Here is a 20213-nt window from a genome sequence, read left to right as displayed (position 1 = left end):
AAAGTAGCATCCGCACCTTTCGCAACATTCGCCGATCCGCAGCCACCGGCTGTACGGAATCCGCAGGTTGGAGCCGTCGCGGCGGGCGCCGGCCAGGGGGCAGGCTCGGTCCCGTACCCCCGTACGGCACCGCACGCTTCGAGGAGCCCCGTGATCGACCATCAGGTACGTGTCCACCCCAGCGCGGCCCGGCTGCCCCGGGAGGAACAGCTCGCCTGGAAACTGGCCGCCGTCGCCACCGGCACCGCCGAGGCCCCCGACGCGGAGGCCGCCGAGATGGCCGGGAACCGCGTCGTCGACAACGCCGCCGTCGCCGTCGCCGCCCTGCGCCGCCGCCCGGTCGCCGTCGCCCGCGCCCAGTCCCTGCCGCACACCGCCACGCCCGGCGCCTCGGTGTTCGGCGCACCGCCCGGAACACGGGTCTCTCCGGAATGGGCGGCGTGGGCCAACGGCACGGCCGTCCGCGAACTGGACTTCCACGACACCTTCCTGGCCGCCGACTACTCCCACCCCGGCGACAACATCCCGCCGCTGCTGGCCGTCGCCCAGCACACCGGCCGCGACGGCGCCGACCTGCTGCGCGGCATCGTCGCCGCGTACGAGGTCCACGTCGCCCTCGTGAAGGGCATCTGCCTGCACGAACACCGCGTCGACCACGTGGCCCACCTCGGCGCGGCCACGGCCTGCGGCCTCGGCGCGCTGCTCCGGCTGCCGACCGCGACCGTGTACCAGGCGGTGCAGCAGGCCGTGCACACCACCACCGCCACCCGGCAGTCCCGCAAGGGCGAGATCTCCAGCTGGAAGGCGTTCGCGCCCGCCTTCGCCGGCAAGGCCGCCGTCGAGGCCGTGGACCGGGCCATGCGCGGCGAAGGCTCCCCGTCGCCGGTGTACGAGGGCGAGGACGGCTTCCTCGCGTGGATGCTGGACGGCCCCGACGCCTCGTACACCGTCACGCTCCCGGAGCCCGGCGAACCGCGCCGCGCCATCCTCGACACCTACACCAAGGAGCACTCCGCCGAGTACCAGGCGCAGGCGGTCATCGACCTGGCCCGCCGGCTGCGGGAGCGGACCGGGCCGCCGGACCGGGTGCGGTCCGTCGTGCTGCACACCAGCCACCACACCCACCATGTGATCGGCTCCGGCGCCGACGACCCCCAGAAGTACGACCCCACGGCGTCCCGCGAGACCCTGGACCACTCCGTGCCGTACATCCTCGCCGTGGCCCTGGAGGACGGCGGCTGGCACCACGAGCGCAGCTACGCACCCGAGCGCGCCCGCGCCGCCGGGACCACCGGGCTGTGGCAGAGGATCTCCACGGTCGAGGACCCGGAGTGGACCCGCCGCTACCACGACCCCGACCCGGCGCGCCGCGCCTTCGGCGGCCGGGCCGTGGTCACCCTGGAAGATGGCACGGTGATCGAGGACGAGCTCGCCGTCGCCGACGCCCACCCCGCCGGGGCCCGGCCCTTCGACCGGGACGGCTACGCACGGAAGTTCCGCACCCTGGCCGACGGCGTCGTCACCCGGCGGGCGCAGGACGACTTCCTGGCCGCGGCGGGGCGGCTGGCCGGGCTGGACACCGCCGGGCTGGACGCGCTCTTCCCCGCCGTCGACACCGGCGCGCTCGCCGACTCCGACGCGACGCTCCCGAAGGGCCTGTTCTGATGCTGCACACCCGCACCACCCCCGCCCGGCGCCGCCGCGACCTGCGCGAGAAGCTCGCCTCCGGCCGGCTGCTGCGCGTCCCCGGCGCGGTCGACCCGCTCTCCGCCCGCCTCGTCCAGGAGACCGGCTTCGACGCCGTCTACCTCTCCGGCGCCGGGCTCTCCGCCTCCCTCGGCCTGCCCGACATCGGGCTGACCACCGCCACCGAGCTCGCGGCCCGCGTCCAGCAGCTCAGCCGGGCCACCGATCTGCCCGTCCTCGTCGACGCCGACACCGGCTTCGGCGGGCCGCTGAACGCCGCCCGCACGGTGGCGCTCCTGGAGGACGCCGGAGCCGCCGGCCTCCACCTGGAAGACCAGGAGAACCCCAAGCGCTGCGGCCACCTCGACGGCAAGCGCGTCGTGCCGCGCGAGGAGATGACCCGCCGGATCCGGGCCGCCGCCGACGCCCGCCGCGACCCGGACCTCCTGCTGATGGCCCGCACCGACGCCCGGGCCGTCGAGGGGCTCGCCGCCGCGATCGACCGGGCCAAGGCGTACGTGGACGCGGGCGCCGACGCCGTCTTCCCCGAAGCGCTCGCCGACGAGGCCGAGTTCGCGGCCTTCCGCGCCGCCGTGGACGTACCGCTCCTCGCCAACATGACCGAGTTCGGCAAGGGCCCGCTCCTGGACACGGCCACCCTGGAGAACCTCGGCTACGACATCGCCCTCTACCCGGTGACACTGCTGCGCCTCGCCATGGGCGCGATCGAGGACGGCCTGCGCGTCCTCGCCGACCGGGGCACCCAGGAGTCCCTGCTGCCCCGGATGCAGACGCGCTCCCGCCTTTACGAGCTCCTCGGCTACGAGGAGTACGCGGCCTTCGACTCCGCCGTCTCCGGCTTCACCCTCCCGCCCGGCGCCTGACCCACAGAAGGGCACACCATGTCCGTCACCCCGTCCGGCATCCACCGGGGACTGGCCGGTGTCGTCGTCGACACCACCGCCATCTCCACCGTGATCCAGCGGACCAACTCGCTGACCTACCGCGGCTACGCCGTGCAGGAGCTCGCCGCCCACCGGTCGTTCGAGGAGGTCGCGTACCTCCTGTGGCACGGCGAGCTGCCCGGCCCGGAGCAGCTGGCCGACTTCCGCGCCCGCGAGCGGGCCCTGCGCCCGCTGGGCCGGGGCACCGCCGAGCTGCTGACCCGGCTGCCCGGGACCTGCCACCCCATGGACGTGCTGCGCACCGCCGTGAGCCTCCTCGGCGCCGAGGACCCCACCGAGGACGACGGCAGCCCGGCCGCGAACCGCGCCAAGTCGCTCACGCTGCTGGCCAAGCTGCCCGTCGTGGTGGCCGCCGACCACCGGCGCCGGCGCGGCCTCCCGCCGGTCCAGCCCGACCCCTCGCTCGGCCTCGCCGAGAACTTCTTCCACATGTGCTTCGGCGAGGTGCCGGACCGCGAGATCGTCCGCTGCTTCGAGGTCTCGCTCATCCTGTACGCCGAGCACAGCTTCAACGCCTCGACCTTCACCGCCCGGGTCGTCACCTCCACCCTCTCCGACCTCTACAGCGCCGTCACCGCGGCCGTCGGCGCGCTCAAGGGCCCCCTGCACGGCGGCGCCAACGAGGCCGTGATGCGGATGCTCGGGGAGATCGGCGACCCGGAGCGGGTCGAGGAGTGGCTGGACGGGGCCCTGGCCGCCCAGCGCAGGATCATGGGCTTCGGCCACCGGGTCTACCGGGACGGCGACTCCCGGGTGCCGCTCATGCAGGCGGCCACCGACCGGCTCGTGGCGCACACCGGCGGCCCCGAGGCGGCCCGGCTGGCCGCGCTGCACTCGGCCCTGCGCGACGCCGTGCTCCGGCGCAAGGGCATCCACCCCAACCTCGACTACCCGGCCGGTCTCGCCTATCACCTGATGGGCTTCGACATCCCCGCGTTCACCCCCATCTTCGTGATGAGCCGCATCACCGGCTGGACCGCCCACATCACCGAACAGCTCGACCACAACGCCCTGATCCGCCCCCTCGGCGCGTACGACGGGCCGGACCAGCGGCCGGTGCCGGCGGTGCTGTGACCGGTGGGCGGGGGCGCTCAGCCGGTGAACAACTGCCGCAGCCTGAGCGTGAGTTCGTACACGCCGTAGGCGAACGGCGCCCCCACCCACAGCCAGCAGAACACGAGCAGTGCCTTGCGCGAGCCCGTCACGGGGCCGCTCCCTTCTCCGGCACGGCGGCCGGCTCCTCCTCCGGCGGCGGTTCGTGGTGGCGGGGATGCACGGGGCGCACCAGCTCGTTCGCGACGAAGCCCACCGTCAGCAGCCCGATCATGATGAAGAACGACGTGGTGTAGAGGTCGGCGCCGGTCCGGCCCGCGGACTTCCCGGCGTCGGCGACCGCGTTGACGATCAGCGGCCCGAGGATCCCGGCGGTCGACCACGCGGTCAGCAGCCGCCCGTGGACCGCGCCCACCTGGTACGTGCCGAAGAGGTCCTTGAGGTAGGCGGGGACGGTGGCGAAGCCGCCGCCGTAGAAGGAGAGGATGACGGCCGCGCAGGTGATGAACACGGCCTTGGAACCGTCGCCGACCAGGGCGATCACCAGATACATCAGGGCGCCCGCGCCGAGGTAGAGGCGGTAGACGTTCTTCCGGCCGGCGAGGTCGGAGACGGAGGACCAGACGATCCGGCCGAGCATGTTGGCGAGCGAGAGCAGGCCGACGAAACCCGCCGCCGCGGCGGCCCCGACGGGGGCGGAGGTACCGGCGAAGAAGTCGGTGATCATCGGCGCGGCCTTCTCCAGGATGCCGATGCCCGCCGTGACATTGGTGCAGAGGACCACCCACAGGCACCAGAACTGCGGGGTGCGCAGGGCGCGGTGGGCGGACACCCGGACGGTGGCGGCGGCCGGGCGGGGTGCGTCCGGTGGCGGTGCGTCGGGCGGCACCCGGACCAGCAGGACGCCGAGCGTCATGAACACCGCGTACGCGACCCCCATCACGAGGAACGTCCGCGCGATGCCCGGCGTGCCCCGGCCGAACGCGTCCAGCAGCTCGGCCGACCAGGGCGACGCGATGAGGGCGCCGCCGCCGAAGCCCATGATGGCGATGCCGGTCGCCATGCCCGGCCGGTCCGGGAACCACCTGATCAGGGTGGACACCGGTGAGATGTACCCGATGCCCAGGCCGACGCCCCCGATGAAGCCGTACCCGAGCACGACGAGCCAGTACTGACGCGTCGCCGCCCCGAGCGCGGCCACCAGGAACCCGGACGAGAAGCAGACCGCCGACACGGCCATCGCCCACCGCGGCCCGTTCCGCTCCACCAGCGTGCCGCCGAACGCGGCCGAGAGCCCCAGCATCACGATCGCCACCTGGAACGGCAGCGCCGACGCCGTGCCCGACAGGCCCAGCGACGACTCCAGCGGCGGCTTGAACACACTCCAGGCGTACGCCTGGCCGATGGCGAGATGAACGGACAGCGCGGCGGGCGGGACGAGCCAGCGGCTCCATCCGGGCGGCGCGACGATTCGGGAGCGCGCGAGCATGGGGGGAACGTACAGCCATCGGCGGGGCCCGGCGGGGCTTTTCCCCTACCCGGCCCCTCCCGGGCGCCCCGCGGCCGCCGGGCGGACCGGCGGCCGGGGCGAGGAGTCCCGGCCCCGGCCTAGCCCAGGGCCACGCCGCCCCCGCCCGCCGGCACGCCCGCGCACCCTTCCAGGCCCGGCGGCAGCGCCCCCGTGTGCACCATGCCCAGGCGTTGCGTGGCCCGGGTCAGCGCGACGTAGAGGTCGCTCAGGCCGAACTCCGCCGGTTCCACCACGATCACCGTGTCGAACTCCAGGCCCTTCGCCTGCCGGGGGTCGAGCAGCACCACCGGGCTGGTCAGATCGGGGACCGGGCCGGTGGAGGCGGTGGGGAGGGCGGGCACGAGCGCCGGGTGGTGGGCGCGGGGAGCGATCACCGCGAGGCGGCCCTCCGCGTGGAGTTCGCGCGCCACCGCGGCGGCGACCGCGCCGGGCAGGTCGCCGGTGCGCTCCGCCCAGGGCAGCGCGTCCGTCTCGCGCACCGAGCGGGGCGGGGCGAAGGACGGGTCCGCCGACCGCAGCACCCCCGCCGCGAGCTCCATGATCCGGGCCGGCGTGCGGTAGTTGACGCCGAGCCGGACATGCTCCCAGCGGTCGCCGACGTACGGCTGGAGGACCGGGGCCCACGCGCCGCAGCCGCCCGGCTCGGAGGTCTGCGCCGGGTCGCCGACCAGCGTCATCGACCGCGTCGGGCAGCGGCGCATCAGCAGCCGCCACGCCATCGCGGACAGCTCCTGCGCCTCGTCGACGATGATGTGCCCGAAGGCCCAGGTGCGGTCGGCGGCGGCGCGCTCGGCGGCGGTGCGGTGGTCGGCCTCCTCGTGCCGGTCGGCGAGCCGCTCGGCGTCGACCAGGTCGTGCGCGCCCAGCACCTCCGAGTCCTCGTCCTCCTTGTCGTCGAACTCCTGGGTGCGGGAGCCGTAGGAGAGGTCCAGCACGCCCTGCGCGTACCGGATCCGCTCCTGCCGCTCGGCCTCCGCCTTGGCGCGGGCCGCCGAGTCGTCCTCGCCGAGCAACTCGGCCGCCTCGTCCAGCAGCGGCACGTCGGCGGGCGTCCACGCGCCGCCCGTGCGGCGGATCGCGTCCGCGTCGGCCTCCGGGAGGTGCACGGGGTCGGCGAGGAAGCCGGCGACCAGCTCGTGCGGTGTGAGGGCGGGCCACAGCTCCTCGACGGCGGCGTGCACTTCACGGCTGACCGCGATCGCCTTGCCGAGCTGGGCCACGTCGTCGGGTCCGAGGAAGTTCGGCCCGCCGTACGGGTCCGCGCCCAGCCTGTCGGCCAGTTGGGCGGTGAGGGCGTCGATGACGTGGAAGGCGAAGTAGGGGCGCGCGAGGTTGTGCGGGAGCCCGGTGCCCCGGGCCCGGCGGCGGGCCTCGGCCGCGGTCTCCGCGTCCAGCAGCAGCTCGCCGTCCTCGTGGGGGATGACGCGCGCGGGCTCCGGGAGGGTCTGCCGGTCCTCGACGGAGCGGGCCAGGGCCGTGGCCATGGCGAGGCCGCCCTTGACCGCCGCGGCCGCCGGGGTGTCGGTCCCCGTGGCCGTCACCCCGGGGAACAGCTCCCCGGGCGTGGCGAGCAGGACGCCCGTCTCGCCCAGCGAGGGCAGCACCTCGCCGATGTAGCCGAGGAACGCGGGGTTGGGCCCGACGATCAGCACGGCCCGCCGGGCCAGCTGCTCCCGGTGCGCGTAGAGCAGATACGCGGCCCGGTGCAGGGCGACGACGGTCTTCCCGGTGCCGGGGCCGCCCTCCACCACGAGCACCCCCCGGTGCGGGGCGCGGATGATCCGGTCCTGCTCGGCCTGGATGGTCTGCACGATGTCGTGCATCCGGCCGGTACGGGCCGAGTCCAGGGCGGCGAGCAGCACGGCGTCCGCGTCGGCGCCCTCGTGCCCGGTGCGGTCGGTGTCGGTGAGGTCCAGGATCTCGTCGTGCAGGGTGGTGACCCGCCGGCCCTCGGTGCCGATGTGCCGCCGGCGGCGCAGCCCCATGGGGGTGTGCCCGGTGGCGAGGTAGAAGGGGCGCGCGACCTCGGCCCGCCAGTCCAGGACCAGCGGGGTGCGGTCGGCGTCGTCACGCCGGATGCCGATGCGGCCGATGTGGTGGTCGGCGCCGTCCCGGAAGACCAGCCGGCCGAAGCAGAGCCCGTTCTCCCCGGCGTCGAAGGCGGCGAGCAGCCCGGACTGCTCGGCCACCAGCACATCGCGCTCCAGCCGGGCCTGGAAGGTGGTGCCGCCCGGCGCGAGGGCGGCCTTCATCGCCGCCTCCGCCCCCGTGCGCAGTTCGGCGAGGCGCTCGTGGAGCAGATCGATGAATTCCTGCTCCTGCCGCATTTCCCTGTTTGACAATTCGACTCCCGCCCGGATATGATGGCCTCATAAAGCTTCCCCATGGCTTGCGTTGACGTAAGACATGGAAATATCCAATGTACACAATGCAATGCCCCGGCCGTCAATACGGTCCGGGGTTTCTTTGTTTTCCGGGGGCGCCCGGGACGCGCCGCCCGGCCGCCGCTCCGCTCAGGGCGCGTCCCCGATCCACTTCACGCCCAGCCCCGTCAGACCGCGCGGCAGATCGGTGTAGCCGCGCCGCAGCGGGAAGTCGTCCCGCAGCACGCACGGCCCCTCCGCGGTCAGGGCCGCGAGCAGCAGCGCCGCACTGCCCCGGGAGTCCGCGCAACCGCCCAGGTCACCACCGCGCAGGGCGGCCCTGCTGTTCGGCCGGATGTCGGCGAGGGCCACCGCGCGCCCGTACCGCTCGGCCGTCCGCAGCCGCACCCCGTCCAGCCCGAGCGGCGCCAGATTGCCGACGTAGTCGAACCGCCGTACGGGCACGTCGCCGCCGACCGTGCTCCCGCCGCGCGAGCGCATCGCCAGCAGCAGCGAGGCGAAGGCCACCCAGTCGCCGCTGAACCCCGGCTCGGCGCCCGCCCGCACCCGGGCCGGGCGCAGCGCCCCCGCCGCCGGGAACCCCGCCGTCAGGCTGTGCGACCGCTCGGTGACCCGGGCACCGACGTCCCGGAGGAACTCCACGAAGCGGGGGATCCGCAGCGGCCCCGAGCCGGTCACCGTCACCTCGCCCCGGGTGAGGAGGCCCGCCGTCAGATAGGTGACCGCGTGCGCCCGGTCGGGCGCGATCGCCCAGCCGACCCGCGCGTACCCGCCCGCCCCGGCGATCTCCACCCCGGGCGGATCGCCCTCGACGCGCGCCCCCATGGCGCGCAGGCACGCCAGCTGCTCCCCGCAGGAAGGCTCCACGGAGGCGCCGAGCACGGTGCTGCGCCCGGGCGTCGCGGCCGCGGCGGCGAGCGCGAGGACGGTCCCCGCCACCGTGGGGCGTTCGAACACCACCCGGGCCGGCACCCGGCGGGGCCAGGAGAGGACCGTCGTGGTGCCCGCGAACCGGGTCCGCACCCCGAACCGGGCGAGCATCGCGAGGTGGCGGTCGGCCGGGCGCGCCCCGATCCAGCAGCCCTGCGGCGCCCCCTCCACGACCACCTCCGCCGCCCGGACGAGCAGGGCGGGCAGCAGGCAGAAGAGATTGCGGGAGCGCTCCGCCAGGCCCGCCGAGACGATCACCCGGTCCCGGCGCACCGGCCCGGAGAACGTCAGCTCGCGGACCGCGCGGTCGTACCGCACATGGGAGAAGACCAGGGCCAGCGCGGCCCGCAGCGCCCGCGCGTCCACATGGTCGGGCACCTCGGTCAGCCTGCCCCGGTCGCACAGTGCCGCGCACGCCAGCGAGTGGGCGAACGCGCGCCTCCCGCCGTCGAGCCGCACCGTGCCGTGCAGCGGTGCCCCGTCGTGCTCCACCCGAATGCCCGCCATCGCTCACCGGCTCCGCGTCCGCAGCTGTGCGGCCCGGCCGCCGGCCGGGCCGTTCTGGTCTCACCTTGGGCGCCTTGGGGACACGAGGTGATCCAAGTGAAGCACGCGGAAACAATTGGGTTCAAGAGGCAATTACCGCCATCTGAACTGCTGATGTGATGAGCGTTCCGCAAGTGCTGTGAGGAATAGGCAATCCCGATTCCGCCGGAGCCGATTCGCCTCTCGTGCGTGATATCGGAGCGGCGGCCGTAAATCCCTTGCCCGGCAGGGCCGGTGCCCTTCCGGCGCCCTCCGGGCGAGGATCTTCCGGAGGCGTACGGGGCCGGCTTCGCTCCCTTATTCCCCCGGGGGTCCGGAGAGGGACGGCGACAGGCGTGAAAGGGCTGCCGGGGGCGTGCGGAATTCCGCTCCGCGCCCCTTGACCGCCCCCCTGGCCAGGTGGATTCTGAGGAGCCCGAAAACGCTCGTCGAACGAGCCGGGGCTCATGTACGGGGGACTCAGTGGACAGGGTACGAGAAAAGGTCGACTCCGCTGTGCGACGACGGCGCGCGCCCGAGCGTAGCCCCGCGGTGGAGAACCCGGCCGGAACGCTCAACGTCGCGGCGACCTGGGTCGGCACCACCGACCTCGGGCCCGGGTGGCGGTCCGCCGTCTGGGTCCAGGGCTGCCCCCTCAGCTGCCCCGGCTGCATGTCCCCGGACTGGATCCCCGCCGTGCCGGCCCGTGCGGTCACCCCCGCCGCACTGTGCGCGGAACTCCTCGCCGACCCGGCCGTCGACGGCCTCACCTTCTCCGGCGGCGAACCCATGGAACAGGCCGGCGGGCTGGCGGAGGTGGCGCGCCTCGCCCGGCGGGCGCGCCCCGGCCTCTCCGTCGTCTGCTTCACCGGCCACCGGCTGGAGCGGCTCCGGGCGCACCCGCCGACACCGGGCGTGCCCCGGCTGCTGGCCGAGGTGGACGTCCTCGTCGACGGCCCGTACGTGCGGCGCCGCGACGACGGCCGGGGGCTGCGCGGCAGCGCCAACCAGCGGGTGCACCACCTCACCGGCCTGCTCTCCGACGGCGGGTACGGCTTCGAGGACCGGCACCGCACCGCCGAGATCGCCGTCGGCGGCCGCGAGGCGTTCCTGATCGGCGTCCCGCCCCCGGACCTCCTCACCGTCTTCGACGCGGCCGTCGACCGGTCCGGCCGGTCCACGGCCTGGGGCGCGCCGTGAGCGGCAGGAAACGCATCCAGGTCGACGAGTCCGAGTGGTTCCGGCTGCGCCGCCAGGCGGCCCGGCTCAAGGACGTCCAGCGCGGTCTGCCCGGCATGCTGGACGACGTCCGCCGGCAGACACACGCCGACCTCGAGCGGGTGTTCGGCGTCGTGGAGGACCGGCAGCGCACCGTCGAACAGGCCGTCCAGGGCCTGAGCGAGCGGGCCCGCGGGCTGGAGACCGGGACCCAGGAGCGGCTGCGCGCGCAGGCCCGGCGCATGGCCGAGGACCTCCGGGCCACCGCCGGCGAGCTGCGCCGGGAGACCGCAGAGCACCTCGCGGAACAGGAACACCGGCTCCAGGAGGAGATAGCCGCCGAGCGCCGGCAGCGCCGCCGGGACGTGGAACGGCTGGCCGGGGAGGTCGGCGAACTCGTCCGGGACCGCGAGCGCGCGGCGGCCCTCGCCCGCGAGGCGGTGTCCGACGCCCGCACCATGCACCGGATCGTCCACACCGCCTTCCCGGTGGACGCGCGGCCCCACGCCCACCGCCTGGAGAGCCTGGCCGGGCAGCTGGACAGGGCCCTGGACACCCTCGGCCGGGGCAGTGCCCAGGCCGCGCACGCCACCGCCGACAGCGCCTACCGGGAGCTGGGCGACCTCCTCCAGGAACTGGAGCGGCAGGACCGGGAGCGGCGCCACCACCGGGTCCGCGCGGGCGAACTCCTCCGCCACGTACAGCACCTGATCAAGGCGAACGCCGTCCGGGAGGTCCACGGGGCCGAGGGCGAGGAACTGACCGACGCCGTGCTCGACGTCGAGTACTGGTCCGGCGGCGAGCTGTCCCGGCTCCGCGCGGAGACCGCCCGGCTCCAGGAGCGGATCGGCGACGAGGAACGCCCCCCGGACACCGGCGAGCTCCGCGACATCCTGGAACACCGCGCCCCCGACCTCGAGAAGAGGCTCGCGGAGACCGTCGAACGGGCCGGGCGGCGCCAGCTCGAATCCCAGCTGCGGGTCAATCTCGCCGACTCCGTCGCCGGCACGCTGGAGGAGCTCACCGGCTACGAGCTGACGGACGGCACGTACTCCGGCGACGACCAGCGGGAGGCGTTCTTCGCCAAGCTCGTCCACCGGAACGGCAACGAGATCGTCATCGAGGTCGCCCCGGCCGGCACCGGCGGCGGCACCTCCGTCCTGCGCGTCCTGTCGTACGACCGGGACACCGCCGCCAGGGACGAACTGACCGCCCGGGGCCAGGAGGTGACGCGCGGGCTGCGGGCCCGTGGCATCGCCGCCTCCGACCCCGAGGCCGAGGACGGCGAACCCGACCCGGCCTACCGCGACTTCGACGGCCTCCGGCGGGCGCTGCCCCGCGCCGCCACCGACACCTGAGCCCGGGGAGACCCGCCATGGCACCACCCCGGCCGTCCCCGTACGGCCCCTCGGCCGAGCGGCTGGCGGATCTGACGCTGCCCGCCGGAGACCCTCTGTTCATCCTGTACGGACCCGGCCTCGGCGACGTCTTCGTCGGCCACGACCACCGGCGCCGGGGCGCCGAGGAACTGCTGTGGACCCTGCTGCGCGACGCCGGGTTCGCACGCGTCGTCTTCAGCACCCTCTCCCGGCCGCTCTACTTCAGGGACCCGGTCTCCCGGGACCTGTCCCGGCCGCGCCGGCGCCGCCCCGTACCGGCCGGCCGGATGCGCCCCGAGCTCCGGGGCCCCCTGGGCGGGCGGATCCTGCGTGCCCAGGACCCCGGCGGCACGGGCGCCGGCGAGGACCCGAGGACCACCGCGCCCGCCACGCTCACCGACGAGCACGGGGTCATGATGCTCGACCACTTCATGCGCCGCACCGACCACAGGACGGCGGTGGTCCTCGGCCAGGCGGAGGAGTCGCTGCGCCACGGCCGCGCCGCCCGCCGGCTCGCCGGAGCCCTCGCGGGCTGGGCCGAGCAGGGCGACGACCGCAACCTCTGCGTCCTGCTCTTCCGCAGGCACAGCCTCCAGGAGGTGGCCCGCTTCGTCGCCGACCTGCGCAGCCTGCCCCGGCTGGAGAGCTATCTGTACGACCAGACGCAGCGCCCCACCGGGCGGAGCACGGCCCGCGTGGGCCATCCGCACGCGGCCGAGCTGGAGCGCCTGGTGCACCTGCTGCGCGTCCGGGAGGGACTGCGCGTCGAGCGCTGGCACGAACTCCCGGCCCTGGTCAGGGCCATGGCCGCGATGCCCGTGACCGCCGCGGGCTGGCAGTCGAGGCTCCGCGAGCTGACGCGGCGCCCGCCCGGAACCGCGCTGAGCCTCGCCGAGCTGCGCCGCCGGGAGTGGATCGGCGGCGGGCGCGAGGACACCCGCGACGTGTCCGAGCGCCTGGCCGCGATGGTGGGGCTCGGGCCCGTGAAGGAACACCTGGAACGGCTGCGGTGGACCGTCGCGGCGGACGCCGGACTGCGGGCCCTGGGACACCGGCGGAACGCCGAACCGGCCTCCCCGCACCTGGTCTTCACCGGCAACCCCGGCACGGGCAAGACCACGGTCGCCCGCCTGGTCGGCGAGATCTACCGGGACCAGGGCGTCCTCCGCCGCGGCCACGTGATCGAGGTCGAAGTTCCCGATCTGGTCGCGGGATTCGTGGGCCAGACGGCCATCAGGACCAACGAGGCCGTCGACAAAGCCCTGGACGGCGTCCTCTTCGTCGACGAGGCGTACCGGCTGAGCGACCAGGAGCACGGCTACGGCCAGCAGGCCATCGACGCCCTGCTGAGCCGCATGGAGAACGACCGCGGCCGGTTCGTCCTGATCGCCGCCGGCTACCCCGCCCGGATGGAGGAGTTCCTGGCCTCCAACCCCGGGCTGCGCAGCCGCTTCCCCGCCGCCAACGTCATCCACTTCCCCGACTACGGGCCGGCCGAGCTGCACGCCATCCTCCTCGGCCGGCTCGGTGCCCTCGGCCTGCGCTGGATCCCGGAACTGGCGGAGGAGCTCCGGGACGTCACCGAGCGCCTGCACACCACGCGCGGCGCCGACTTCGGCAACGGCCGGGCCATGCGCGACCTCGCCGACGAGATGAAGTCCCGCTGGGCCCTGCGGGTGCGGGCCCGGGTCGGCGAACCCCTGACGCCCGAGGACGTGCCCGACCGCTGCCGCGCCCGTGCGCGGTGCCCGGCGGCCACGGCCGAGGAGGCCCTCGCCGAGCTCGACGGACTCGTCGGCCTCGCCCCCGTCAAAGAGCTGATCCGCGACCTCGTGGACCGGCTCCGGCTCCGGCGGCTGCGGGGCGGCGGCGGCTTCCCGCCGCCCCACATGCTCTTCGTCGGCCCGCCCGGCACGGGCAAGACCACGGTCGCCCGGCTGACGGGCCGCGTCCTGCACGCGCTCGGCCTGCTCGCCCGCGGCCATCTGGTCGAGGTCACCCGGGCCGAACTCGTGGCCGGTTACGAGGGCCGGACCGCGGCCAGGACGCAGCGGGCCGTACGGTCGGCGCTCGACGGCGTCCTCTTCGTCGACGAGGCGTACAGCCTCTCCCGGGGCCGCCACGGCGGGGACTTCGGGACCGAGGCCCTCGACACCCTGACCAGGGAGATGGACGAGCACCGCGACCGCCTCGTCGTCGTGGCCGCCGGCTACCCGGACGAGATGGACGGCTTCCTCGCCCGCAACCCGGGGCTGCGCTCCCGGTTCACCGAACGCGTGACCTTCCCCGCGTACACCGGCCCGGAGCTGGTGGAGATCCTCCGCCGCGCGGCCGCGCGACAGGGCTACGGACTGCCCGGCCCCGCCGCCGACCGGGCCCTGCGCCGACTGGAGCGCGAACGGGCCGCGCACCCCGCCGACTTCGGCAACGGCAGGGCCGTACGCGCCCTGCTGGAACGCATGGAGGCACGCCTCGCCCGCCGCCTCGGGAGCGCCGCGGCGGCCCCCGGCGCCCCACTCGCCTTCGCCCCGGAGGACGTTCCCGATGCCGACGGCTGACCGGGCGGCGGCCCCGTACGACGCGCCCGCCCGAGAGGGCGCCGGGCCGGCCGCGGGAGCCCCGCCGACGCGGCCGCCGGGCGCCGTCCACCGCCCCGGCGAGCCCGACGGCGCCGGTACGGGCTGCCCCGTGTGCGGTGCCGCCGCGCCGGAGGACGCCGGCCCGCGGAGTGCCCCGGCTGCCGGTGGCCGCTCCGCGCGGGCCCGGTACTCGGCCCGCTCACCCCGGAGCTCCTGCGCGCCTTCGACGACCGGCTCGCCACCGCCCGGCGGCGGTACGACCTCACCGCCGCCGCCCGCGCGGCCGGCCACCCGGGGCACGGCGACGACGCGCTGTACGCCCGCCTCCAGCGGCACGTCAGGAACGGGCCGCCGCGCCCCGGCGAGGCGGCGGAGGCGCTGCGCGGCCCCTGGCCGCAGGAGCCGCCGGCCCGGCCCCTCCGCGAGGTGGCCGGGACCCACGCCCGGGGGGCCGCCGAGACCCTGGCCCTGGAGATCGCGGCCGACGGCCTCACCGCCGTCGTCCTCGCCCGCGCCGACGACGGCGACCTGTACGAGCGGGCGGAGACCGCCTCCTGGCCCTGGACGGCCCTGCTGCCCACCCTGCCCGCGGACCCGGATGCCGCGCGCTTCCTGCTCGCCGGCGGCATAGGCGACCGGCTCCCCCGGGACCCCGACACCACCCGCACGCTCGAACAGTCCCTGACCGGCCTGCTGCGCCCCGGTGCGGTCCTGCCCGACGCGCCGTACTCCGGAGCGGCCCTGCCCGACCCGTCGTACCCCGGTGCGCCGCCGCCCGGCCCGCCGGGACCCGGCGTGGCGCCGGCCGTCCTGGCGTGCGGGCTGCCCGGCTGGCCCGTACCCGAGAGCGTCCTCGCGGCGCTCCGCCGCCGGCACCCGGACGCCGTGGCCGTACGGATCCCCACCGGCCCCGCCCGTCCCCCGCGCCAAGTGCTGCGCCACGCGCCCGGACTCTCCGCCCTCGCCTGCGGACCCGGCCCGGACCCGGGGACCGCCCACCTCGCCCTGGGCCGCCCCGACGGCTCGGCCGAGGTGCGGACCCCGGGCGCCGCCGAACCGCTCGCCGAGCGCGACCTGCACACCGGCCGCGTCACCGCCCTGGACCTCGCCCCGGACCTCAGGGGCCTGGTGACGGGCGGCAGCGACGGCGCCGTGCGGCTCTGGTCGTACGGCGGGTCCGGGCGGTCCCGCACCCTCGCCTGGCACGAGGGCTGGGTCAACGCCGTCCGGTACCGCGGGGGAGCCGTGTTCAGCCTCGGCGACGACGGCCTGCTGCGCCGCTCGGACCCCTCCCGCCCGCTGGGCGCCCCCGACGGCGCCGGCTACCCGCTGAAGGTCGGCTGGTCGGCCGCCACCGCCCTCGAAGTCACCTCGGACGGGCGGATCCTGGCCGTCGGCGGCGCCGCCGGGGTGGGGCTGTGGGACGCCCTCTCCGGCCACCGTCTGGGCCGCCTGACCACCGGGTCCTCCGTCACCGGGCTCGCCCTGGACGCGGCGGACCGGCTCCTCGCCGTCGGCTGCGCCGACGGCCGTGTCCACGTCCACGACCTGCGCCGCCGCACCGGGGCCGACGAACTCCCCGGGCACACCGGCGCGGTACGGCACCTGACGTTCGGCCCGCACGGCCTGCTGGCCGCCTGCGGCGAGTCGGGCGCGATCCGCGCCTGGCCCGCCGGCCGGGCGCGGCAGGGGTCGTGCGGCACACCCGTCGGCCTCCACGCCGCCGCCGTGCGCGGGCTGGCCGTCACCCCCGCCGGCCACCTGCTGAGCGCCTCCGCCGACGGGCTCGTACGGGCCTGGCCGTCCCCGGAACCCCTCTGACGACCCGACGACGCACACCCGCACACGACCACACCGGCACCGACAAGGGAGGGCGCCGTGAGCCGAGACACCCTGGCGACGGCATTCAAACGCCAGCGGCCGCAGCTGGACATACGCCTGGAGGACCACGCCACGACCGAGACCGCCATCGCCGCCCTGCGCGCCGCCCTGGAGCGCCTCGACCCGGCCTCGGCGGCGGCGCCCGGCGAGGACCGGGAGACCACGCCGAACTCGCGGCGCCAGCTCGCCGCCGCCGTGGACCTCCTGCGCGCCGTGTCCCTGGGCACCCTCGCCGCCGTCCGCGCGCCCGCCGCCCCGCCACAGCGGCCCCCTCGCCCCTCGTCCCCCCTCGCACCGCTGCTGCGCCTCCTCCCGCTCGGCCTCGACGAGGACCACCGCCACGAGCCTCCCCGGCCTCCCCGGCCGACCGTGCACACCCCCACCCTCCTCGACCAGCTCCAGGCCGCCGCGGAGGCCGCCGACCGGCTGCTCGCGGAGGCCGAGCCGCCCGCCCCCGAACGCGTACCGCTGCGCTGGTCGGAGGACCGCGACGTGCTCAACCTGCTGCGCGACCTGCTGTCCGCGCACGCCGAGCGGGACGGCGAGCTGGCCCTCCGGCACATCGACCGGCTCCGCAAGGACCTCGTGCTCCGGCACGACATCGCGGTCGTCGACTTCGACGGGACCAACGACGCCCTGTTCTCCTTCGTCATGCACCCGGACCCCGGGGAAGGGGAGTTCGTGACGTCCCGGCCCGCCCTGGTGGCGGCGGACGGCCGGGTGCTGCGCCCGGGGGAGGTGCGGGGGCCCGCCAGGACACAGTCCCCCGCCGGGGGGAACGAGCGAGGAACGGAACGGGAAGATGACTGACAGCTCGGGAACCGTGATCGTCGGGTTCGACCTCGGCCACGGAGAGACCGCCCTCGCCAAGGCTTACGCGGACAAGGACGCGGTGCCCACTGTCATGGACCTCGGCGCGACCGGCGGCGGCAGGCAGCACGTCACCATGGTCGCCGAACACCCCACGCGGGGCGTACTGGTCGGCCGGGCGGCCATGGACAACGGGGCCACCGGCCTCCAGCTGGCCTTCAAATCGCCCGAGCTCGACCGCGAGGAGGTGCGCCGGCCCACGACCCTCTTCGTACGGAAGGTCGCCGAGGACGCCGTCGAGCGGGACCAGGACCTGAAGGGCACCCGGCCGGTGCGGTGGTTCTTCGGGGCGCCCTCCGGCTGGGACAGGGAGCTGCGCGGGGAGTACGCGGCACTGCTGCGGGCGGCGGGACTGCCGCGGGTGGACGTGGTCCCCGAGTCGAGGGCCGCCCTGCTCTACGCCCGTGAATCGGGCGAGCTGGAGGTCGACCCGGGGCGGCTCTCCGGCGCGGTGCTGGTCGTGGACCTGGGGTCGTCGACCACCGACTTCACCGCCGTCGTGGGCCGCCGCACGGGCCCGCCCCTCGACACCGGGCTCCCGCTGGGCGCCGGGCTGATCGACCGGACGATCCTGGAACAGCAGCTCGACCGCAATCCGCAGGGCGCGGAGCTGAGGGAGTTCCTGCAGGAGGAGCGCTCCGTACGGCTCGTCCTCGAATTGATGTGCAGGGAGGTGAAGGAGACCTTCTTCCGCACGGACCGCGGCAAGTTCGCCGCCGACCCGGAGGCGACGGTCGGCACCGTCCACCCGGTCAGGACACGCGGCGGAGTGCTCTACTTCCACATCGAGCTGACGGCCGGGGACATGGCCGCGGTGCTGGACGCCCCGCAGCCCACCCTCGGCGGCCGCTCCTGGCGGCAGGCGTACCGGGACGCCCTCGACGGCGCGGCGGCCGGGCTCCCCGGACCGCCGGACGCCGTACTGCTCACCGGCGGCGCCTCCCGGATGCACTTCGTCCGGGAACAGGCCCGCGAGGTCTTCGGCGCGGACCGGGTCTTCCTGGGCACGGAGCCGGACGTGGCCATCGCCCGGGGGCTCGCCCTGGCGGGCCGGATGAGCATCCGGGCGGCGGGATTCCGCGCGGACATCCGCGGGCTCCTGGACAGCGACCGCGTCGGGTCCCTGGTCGCGGACCGGCTGCCGCGGCTCGCCGAGCGGCTGGGCGAGGCGGTCGCCGACGGGATGACGGAACGGCACGTGATCCCGGCCTTCAGGCGCTGGCGGGCCGGGCGGATCACCACGCTGGACGAGATGGCCGCCGGGATCTCCCGGTCGCTGCACGCCGAACTCACCGACCCGGGCAACACCCGGCTCCAGGAGGCGATCGCCACCTGGCAGAACGCCCTGCGCCCGGACCTGGAGGAGCTGACCCGGCCCATCTGCCGGCGCCGGCACCTCGAACCGTCGGTCATGGCGCTGCCCACCGTGCGGGTGAGCGAGGGGAAGCTGGACGTCCCCGTCGACGCGGCGGCCGCCACCGAGGTGCTGGACAACATCGCCTCGGTCGTCAACGTGGTGGTCGCGGGGATCGTCGCGACGACGCTCTTCGGCGCCGGCACCGCCATCATCGCCGCGACCGGGCCGTTCGCCGTGATCGTGGCCTTCGCCCTGGTATGGGCGGGCCTCAGCGAGGGCAAGGAGAGGGCGCTCGCCAAGGCGAAGGAGGCGAACATCCCACCGATGGCGCGCAAGGTCGGCGGCGAGGCCAGGATGGTCGCGAAGCTCCAGCGGGAGGCCGGCGCCCAGGAGGCGGCACTGGCCCGCGCGTTCGGCGAGCAGTTCCTGGAGGACGGCGGGCAGCGGCTCGCCCAGGAGATCACGAAGGGCATCGCCGAGGACCTGGAGGCCCTGGCGGACGAGGCGGAACTGCTCGTGCGCTGACCGGGGCGACGGGGCGCGCTGCCTGGAGGGTCAGCGTGTCGTGGTCGTGGGCGGCTCTTCGCCGCCCCGGGCGGGGGTTGTTCGGTCGGGGGCCTGGGCTTTCTTCTCCGGGCGGGGCGGAGTCGTGGGTGTGTTGACCGGGGTTCCCGGGCGATCCGCCCGGGTTCACTGTCGCCCTGGGCGGGGGTTGTCCGCGTCGGCCGCGTTCACTGGCGCGGGGACCATCTCACCGTCGCCCCGGGCGGGGGTTGTTCGGTCGGGGACCTGGGCTTTCTCCTCCGGGCGGGGCGGAGTCGCGCGTGTGCTGACCAGGTCTCCCGGGCGCCCGGCCCGGGAGCTCATCGTGCCGCCGCCCCGGGCGGCTCTTCGTCGCCCCAGGCGAGGACCGTCCGGCCGGGCACCGGGGCCGCCTCCTCCTCGTCCAGCGCCCGCCGCAGCGCCTCCTCCACGTCCCGCAGCCGCTCCTCGACCCCGTCGAGGAGCGCGCGGGCCCGCTCCGGCGCCGTGCCGTCGCCGTACGGGCCGTGCCAGGACTCCGGCAGCGACGCCAGCGCGTCGGCCAGCCGGCGGTCGGCCCGGGTGCGGGCGGACAGGGCGGACGCGCGCTCCCGGCGCAGGACGTCCACCTCCGCCAGACGGGCGGACACCGCGGCCAGCCGGTCCTCCGACCCCGCCAGCCGGCCCTCCTCGAAGGCGAGTTCCGCCTGCGCGGCCGCGGCGTCCTCCAGCGCCGTACGGGCCCGGGGCGCGAGCAGGGCCAGCTGGTCCCGGGTGAGCCTCAGCAGTTCCACGCCGTCCCGGGCCACCGCATCCTCGACGCCGTCGGCGCGGGACCGCAGCCGGGCCAGCCGTTCCCCGACGGCGGCGCGCTGGCCGGAGAGCGCGTCCAGGGCCTCGACCAGCCGCTCCAGGCGGCGGAGTTCGGCCACGCGCTCCCGCAGGTCCGCGTACTCCGCCAGCCGGCCGCGCAGCTCCTCCTCGGCCTCCGCGAGGCCGTCGAAGTCCGCGCGGGCGGCGGCGGTCCGCCGCTTCACCTCGCCCAGTTCGCGCTCCCTGTCCCGCAGATACGCCTCGGCGGTCGGCCCCGGCCGGGCCCGCGCCAGCAGCCGTACGGCCGCCCGTGACACGCCCTCGGCCTCGGTCAGGGCGTCGTCGAGGAGGAAGACCGCTTCGAGACACCGCGCGGACGGGCCCACGGGGGCCGGTTCCCCGAGGGGCTCCGCCGACGGCCGGGCCACGGCGAGGGGCGGCGTGCGCCTCGCGGGCCCGGCCGGCTCCCCGGCGCCCTCGGGCGCTTCCCCGGCCCGCCCCCGGCGAGGGGCGACGCGCC

Annotated in this window: 14 protein-coding genes; 9 read left to right on the top strand and 5 right to left on the bottom strand. The window is 75.8% G+C overall.

Going from position 1 to position 20213, the window contains the following annotated elements:
- Positions 1-150 precede the first annotated feature (150 nt).
- Genes AF335_RS20515 through AF335_RS20505 form a run of 3 tightly spaced genes read left to right on the top strand, consistent with a single transcriptional unit; the run spans position 151 to position 3725 of the window.
- Positions 151-1665, top strand: a complete 1515-nt coding sequence (locus AF335_RS20515; protein ID WP_102919886.1) for an MmgE/PrpD family protein — start codon at positions 151-153, stop codon at positions 1663-1665.
- On the top strand, positions 1665-2570 hold the full coding sequence (gene prpB, locus AF335_RS20510; RefSeq protein WP_102919885.1) for a methylisocitrate lyase: 906 nt from the start codon (positions 1665-1667) through the stop codon (positions 2568-2570). Before AF335_RS20515 ends, prpB begins: the two co-directional genes overlap by 1 nt.
- Before the next feature lie 18 nt (positions 2571-2588).
- Complete coding sequence (locus AF335_RS20505; RefSeq protein ID WP_102919884.1) at positions 2589-3725, top strand: bifunctional 2-methylcitrate synthase/citrate synthase; 1137 nt, start codon at positions 2589-2591, stop codon at positions 3723-3725.
- A 17-nt stretch (positions 3726-3742) separates the two neighbouring features.
- On the opposite strand, the gene AF335_RS36680 is transcribed toward AF335_RS20505, so the two are convergent.
- The 4 genes from AF335_RS36680 to AF335_RS20490 all read right to left on the bottom strand — a co-directional run bounded on the left by AF335_RS36680 (position 3743) and on the right by AF335_RS20490 (position 9056).
- On the bottom strand, positions 3743-3856 hold the full coding sequence (locus AF335_RS36680) for an MFS transporter small subunit (RefSeq protein WP_425329123.1): 114 nt from the start codon (positions 3854-3856) through the stop codon (positions 3743-3745).
- On the bottom strand, positions 3853-5193 hold the full coding sequence (locus tag AF335_RS20500; protein WP_102919883.1) for an OFA family MFS transporter: 1341 nt from the start codon (positions 5191-5193) through the stop codon (positions 3853-3855). Before AF335_RS20500 ends, AF335_RS36680 begins: the two co-directional genes overlap by 4 nt.
- Positions 5194-5312: 119 nt before the next feature.
- Positions 5313-7562 (bottom strand): HelD family protein, encoded by a 2250-nt coding sequence (locus tag AF335_RS20495; RefSeq protein ID WP_102919882.1) that lies wholly within the window; start codon positions 7560-7562, stop codon positions 5313-5315.
- A gap of 186 nt (positions 7563-7748) precedes the next feature.
- A complete protein-coding gene (locus AF335_RS20490) occupies positions 7749-9056 on the bottom strand; it encodes a hypothetical protein (protein ID WP_102919881.1) in 1308 nt (435 codons plus the stop codon).
- A 534-nt stretch (positions 9057-9590) separates the two neighbouring features.
- Between AF335_RS20490 and AF335_RS20485 the strand changes: the two genes are divergently transcribed.
- The 6 genes from AF335_RS20485 (at position 9591) to AF335_RS20460 (ending at position 18883) form a co-directional block, all read left to right on the top strand.
- Positions 9591-10274 carry a 4Fe-4S single cluster domain-containing protein gene (locus AF335_RS20485; protein WP_244927106.1) on the top strand — a complete coding sequence of 228 codons (684 nt, stop codon included), beginning with the start codon at positions 9591-9593 and terminating at the stop codon, positions 10272-10274.
- Positions 10271-11650 carry a coiled-coil domain-containing protein gene (locus AF335_RS20480; RefSeq protein ID WP_102919879.1) on the top strand — a complete coding sequence of 460 codons (1380 nt, stop codon included), beginning with the start codon at positions 10271-10273 and terminating at the stop codon, positions 11648-11650. The genes AF335_RS20485 and AF335_RS20480 overlap by 4 nt, the downstream gene beginning before the upstream one ends.
- 17 nt (positions 11651-11667) lie before the next feature.
- Positions 11668-14229 (top strand): AAA family ATPase, encoded by a 2562-nt coding sequence (locus AF335_RS36250; RefSeq protein WP_102919878.1) that lies wholly within the window; start codon positions 11668-11670, stop codon positions 14227-14229.
- A 132-nt stretch (positions 14230-14361) separates the two neighbouring features.
- A complete protein-coding gene (locus AF335_RS34750) occupies positions 14362-16071 on the top strand; it encodes a WD40 repeat domain-containing protein (RefSeq protein ID WP_170127761.1) in 1710 nt (569 codons plus the stop codon).
- A 57-nt stretch (positions 16072-16128) separates the two neighbouring features.
- Positions 16129-16941: a hypothetical protein gene (locus AF335_RS20465; RefSeq protein WP_102919877.1), complete on the top strand. Its 813-nt coding sequence runs from the start codon at positions 16129-16131 to the stop codon at positions 16939-16941.
- Positions 16934-18883 carry an Hsp70 family protein gene (locus AF335_RS20460; RefSeq protein ID WP_146045583.1) on the top strand — a complete coding sequence of 650 codons (1950 nt, stop codon included), beginning with the start codon at positions 16934-16936 and terminating at the stop codon, positions 18881-18883. The genes AF335_RS20465 and AF335_RS20460 overlap by 8 nt, the downstream gene beginning before the upstream one ends.
- 338 nt (positions 18884-19221) lie before the next feature.
- Here the strand turns inward: AF335_RS20460 and AF335_RS20455 are convergent, their stop codons facing one another.
- Entirely contained in the window at positions 19222-20079 is an 858-nt protein-coding gene (locus AF335_RS20455) for a coiled-coil domain-containing protein (RefSeq protein ID WP_102919875.1), read from the bottom strand.
- Positions 20080-20213 lie beyond the last annotated feature (134 nt).

Origin of the sequence: Streptomyces eurocidicus (assembly GCF_002891295.1) — a bacterium.
GTDB classification, from domain to species: Bacteria; Actinomycetota; Actinomycetes; order Streptomycetales; family Streptomycetaceae; genus Streptomyces; species Streptomyces eurocidicus.
The sequence above is the reverse complement of the archived record's forward strand: the minus strand, read 5'-3'. Positions and strand labels throughout refer to the sequence as shown.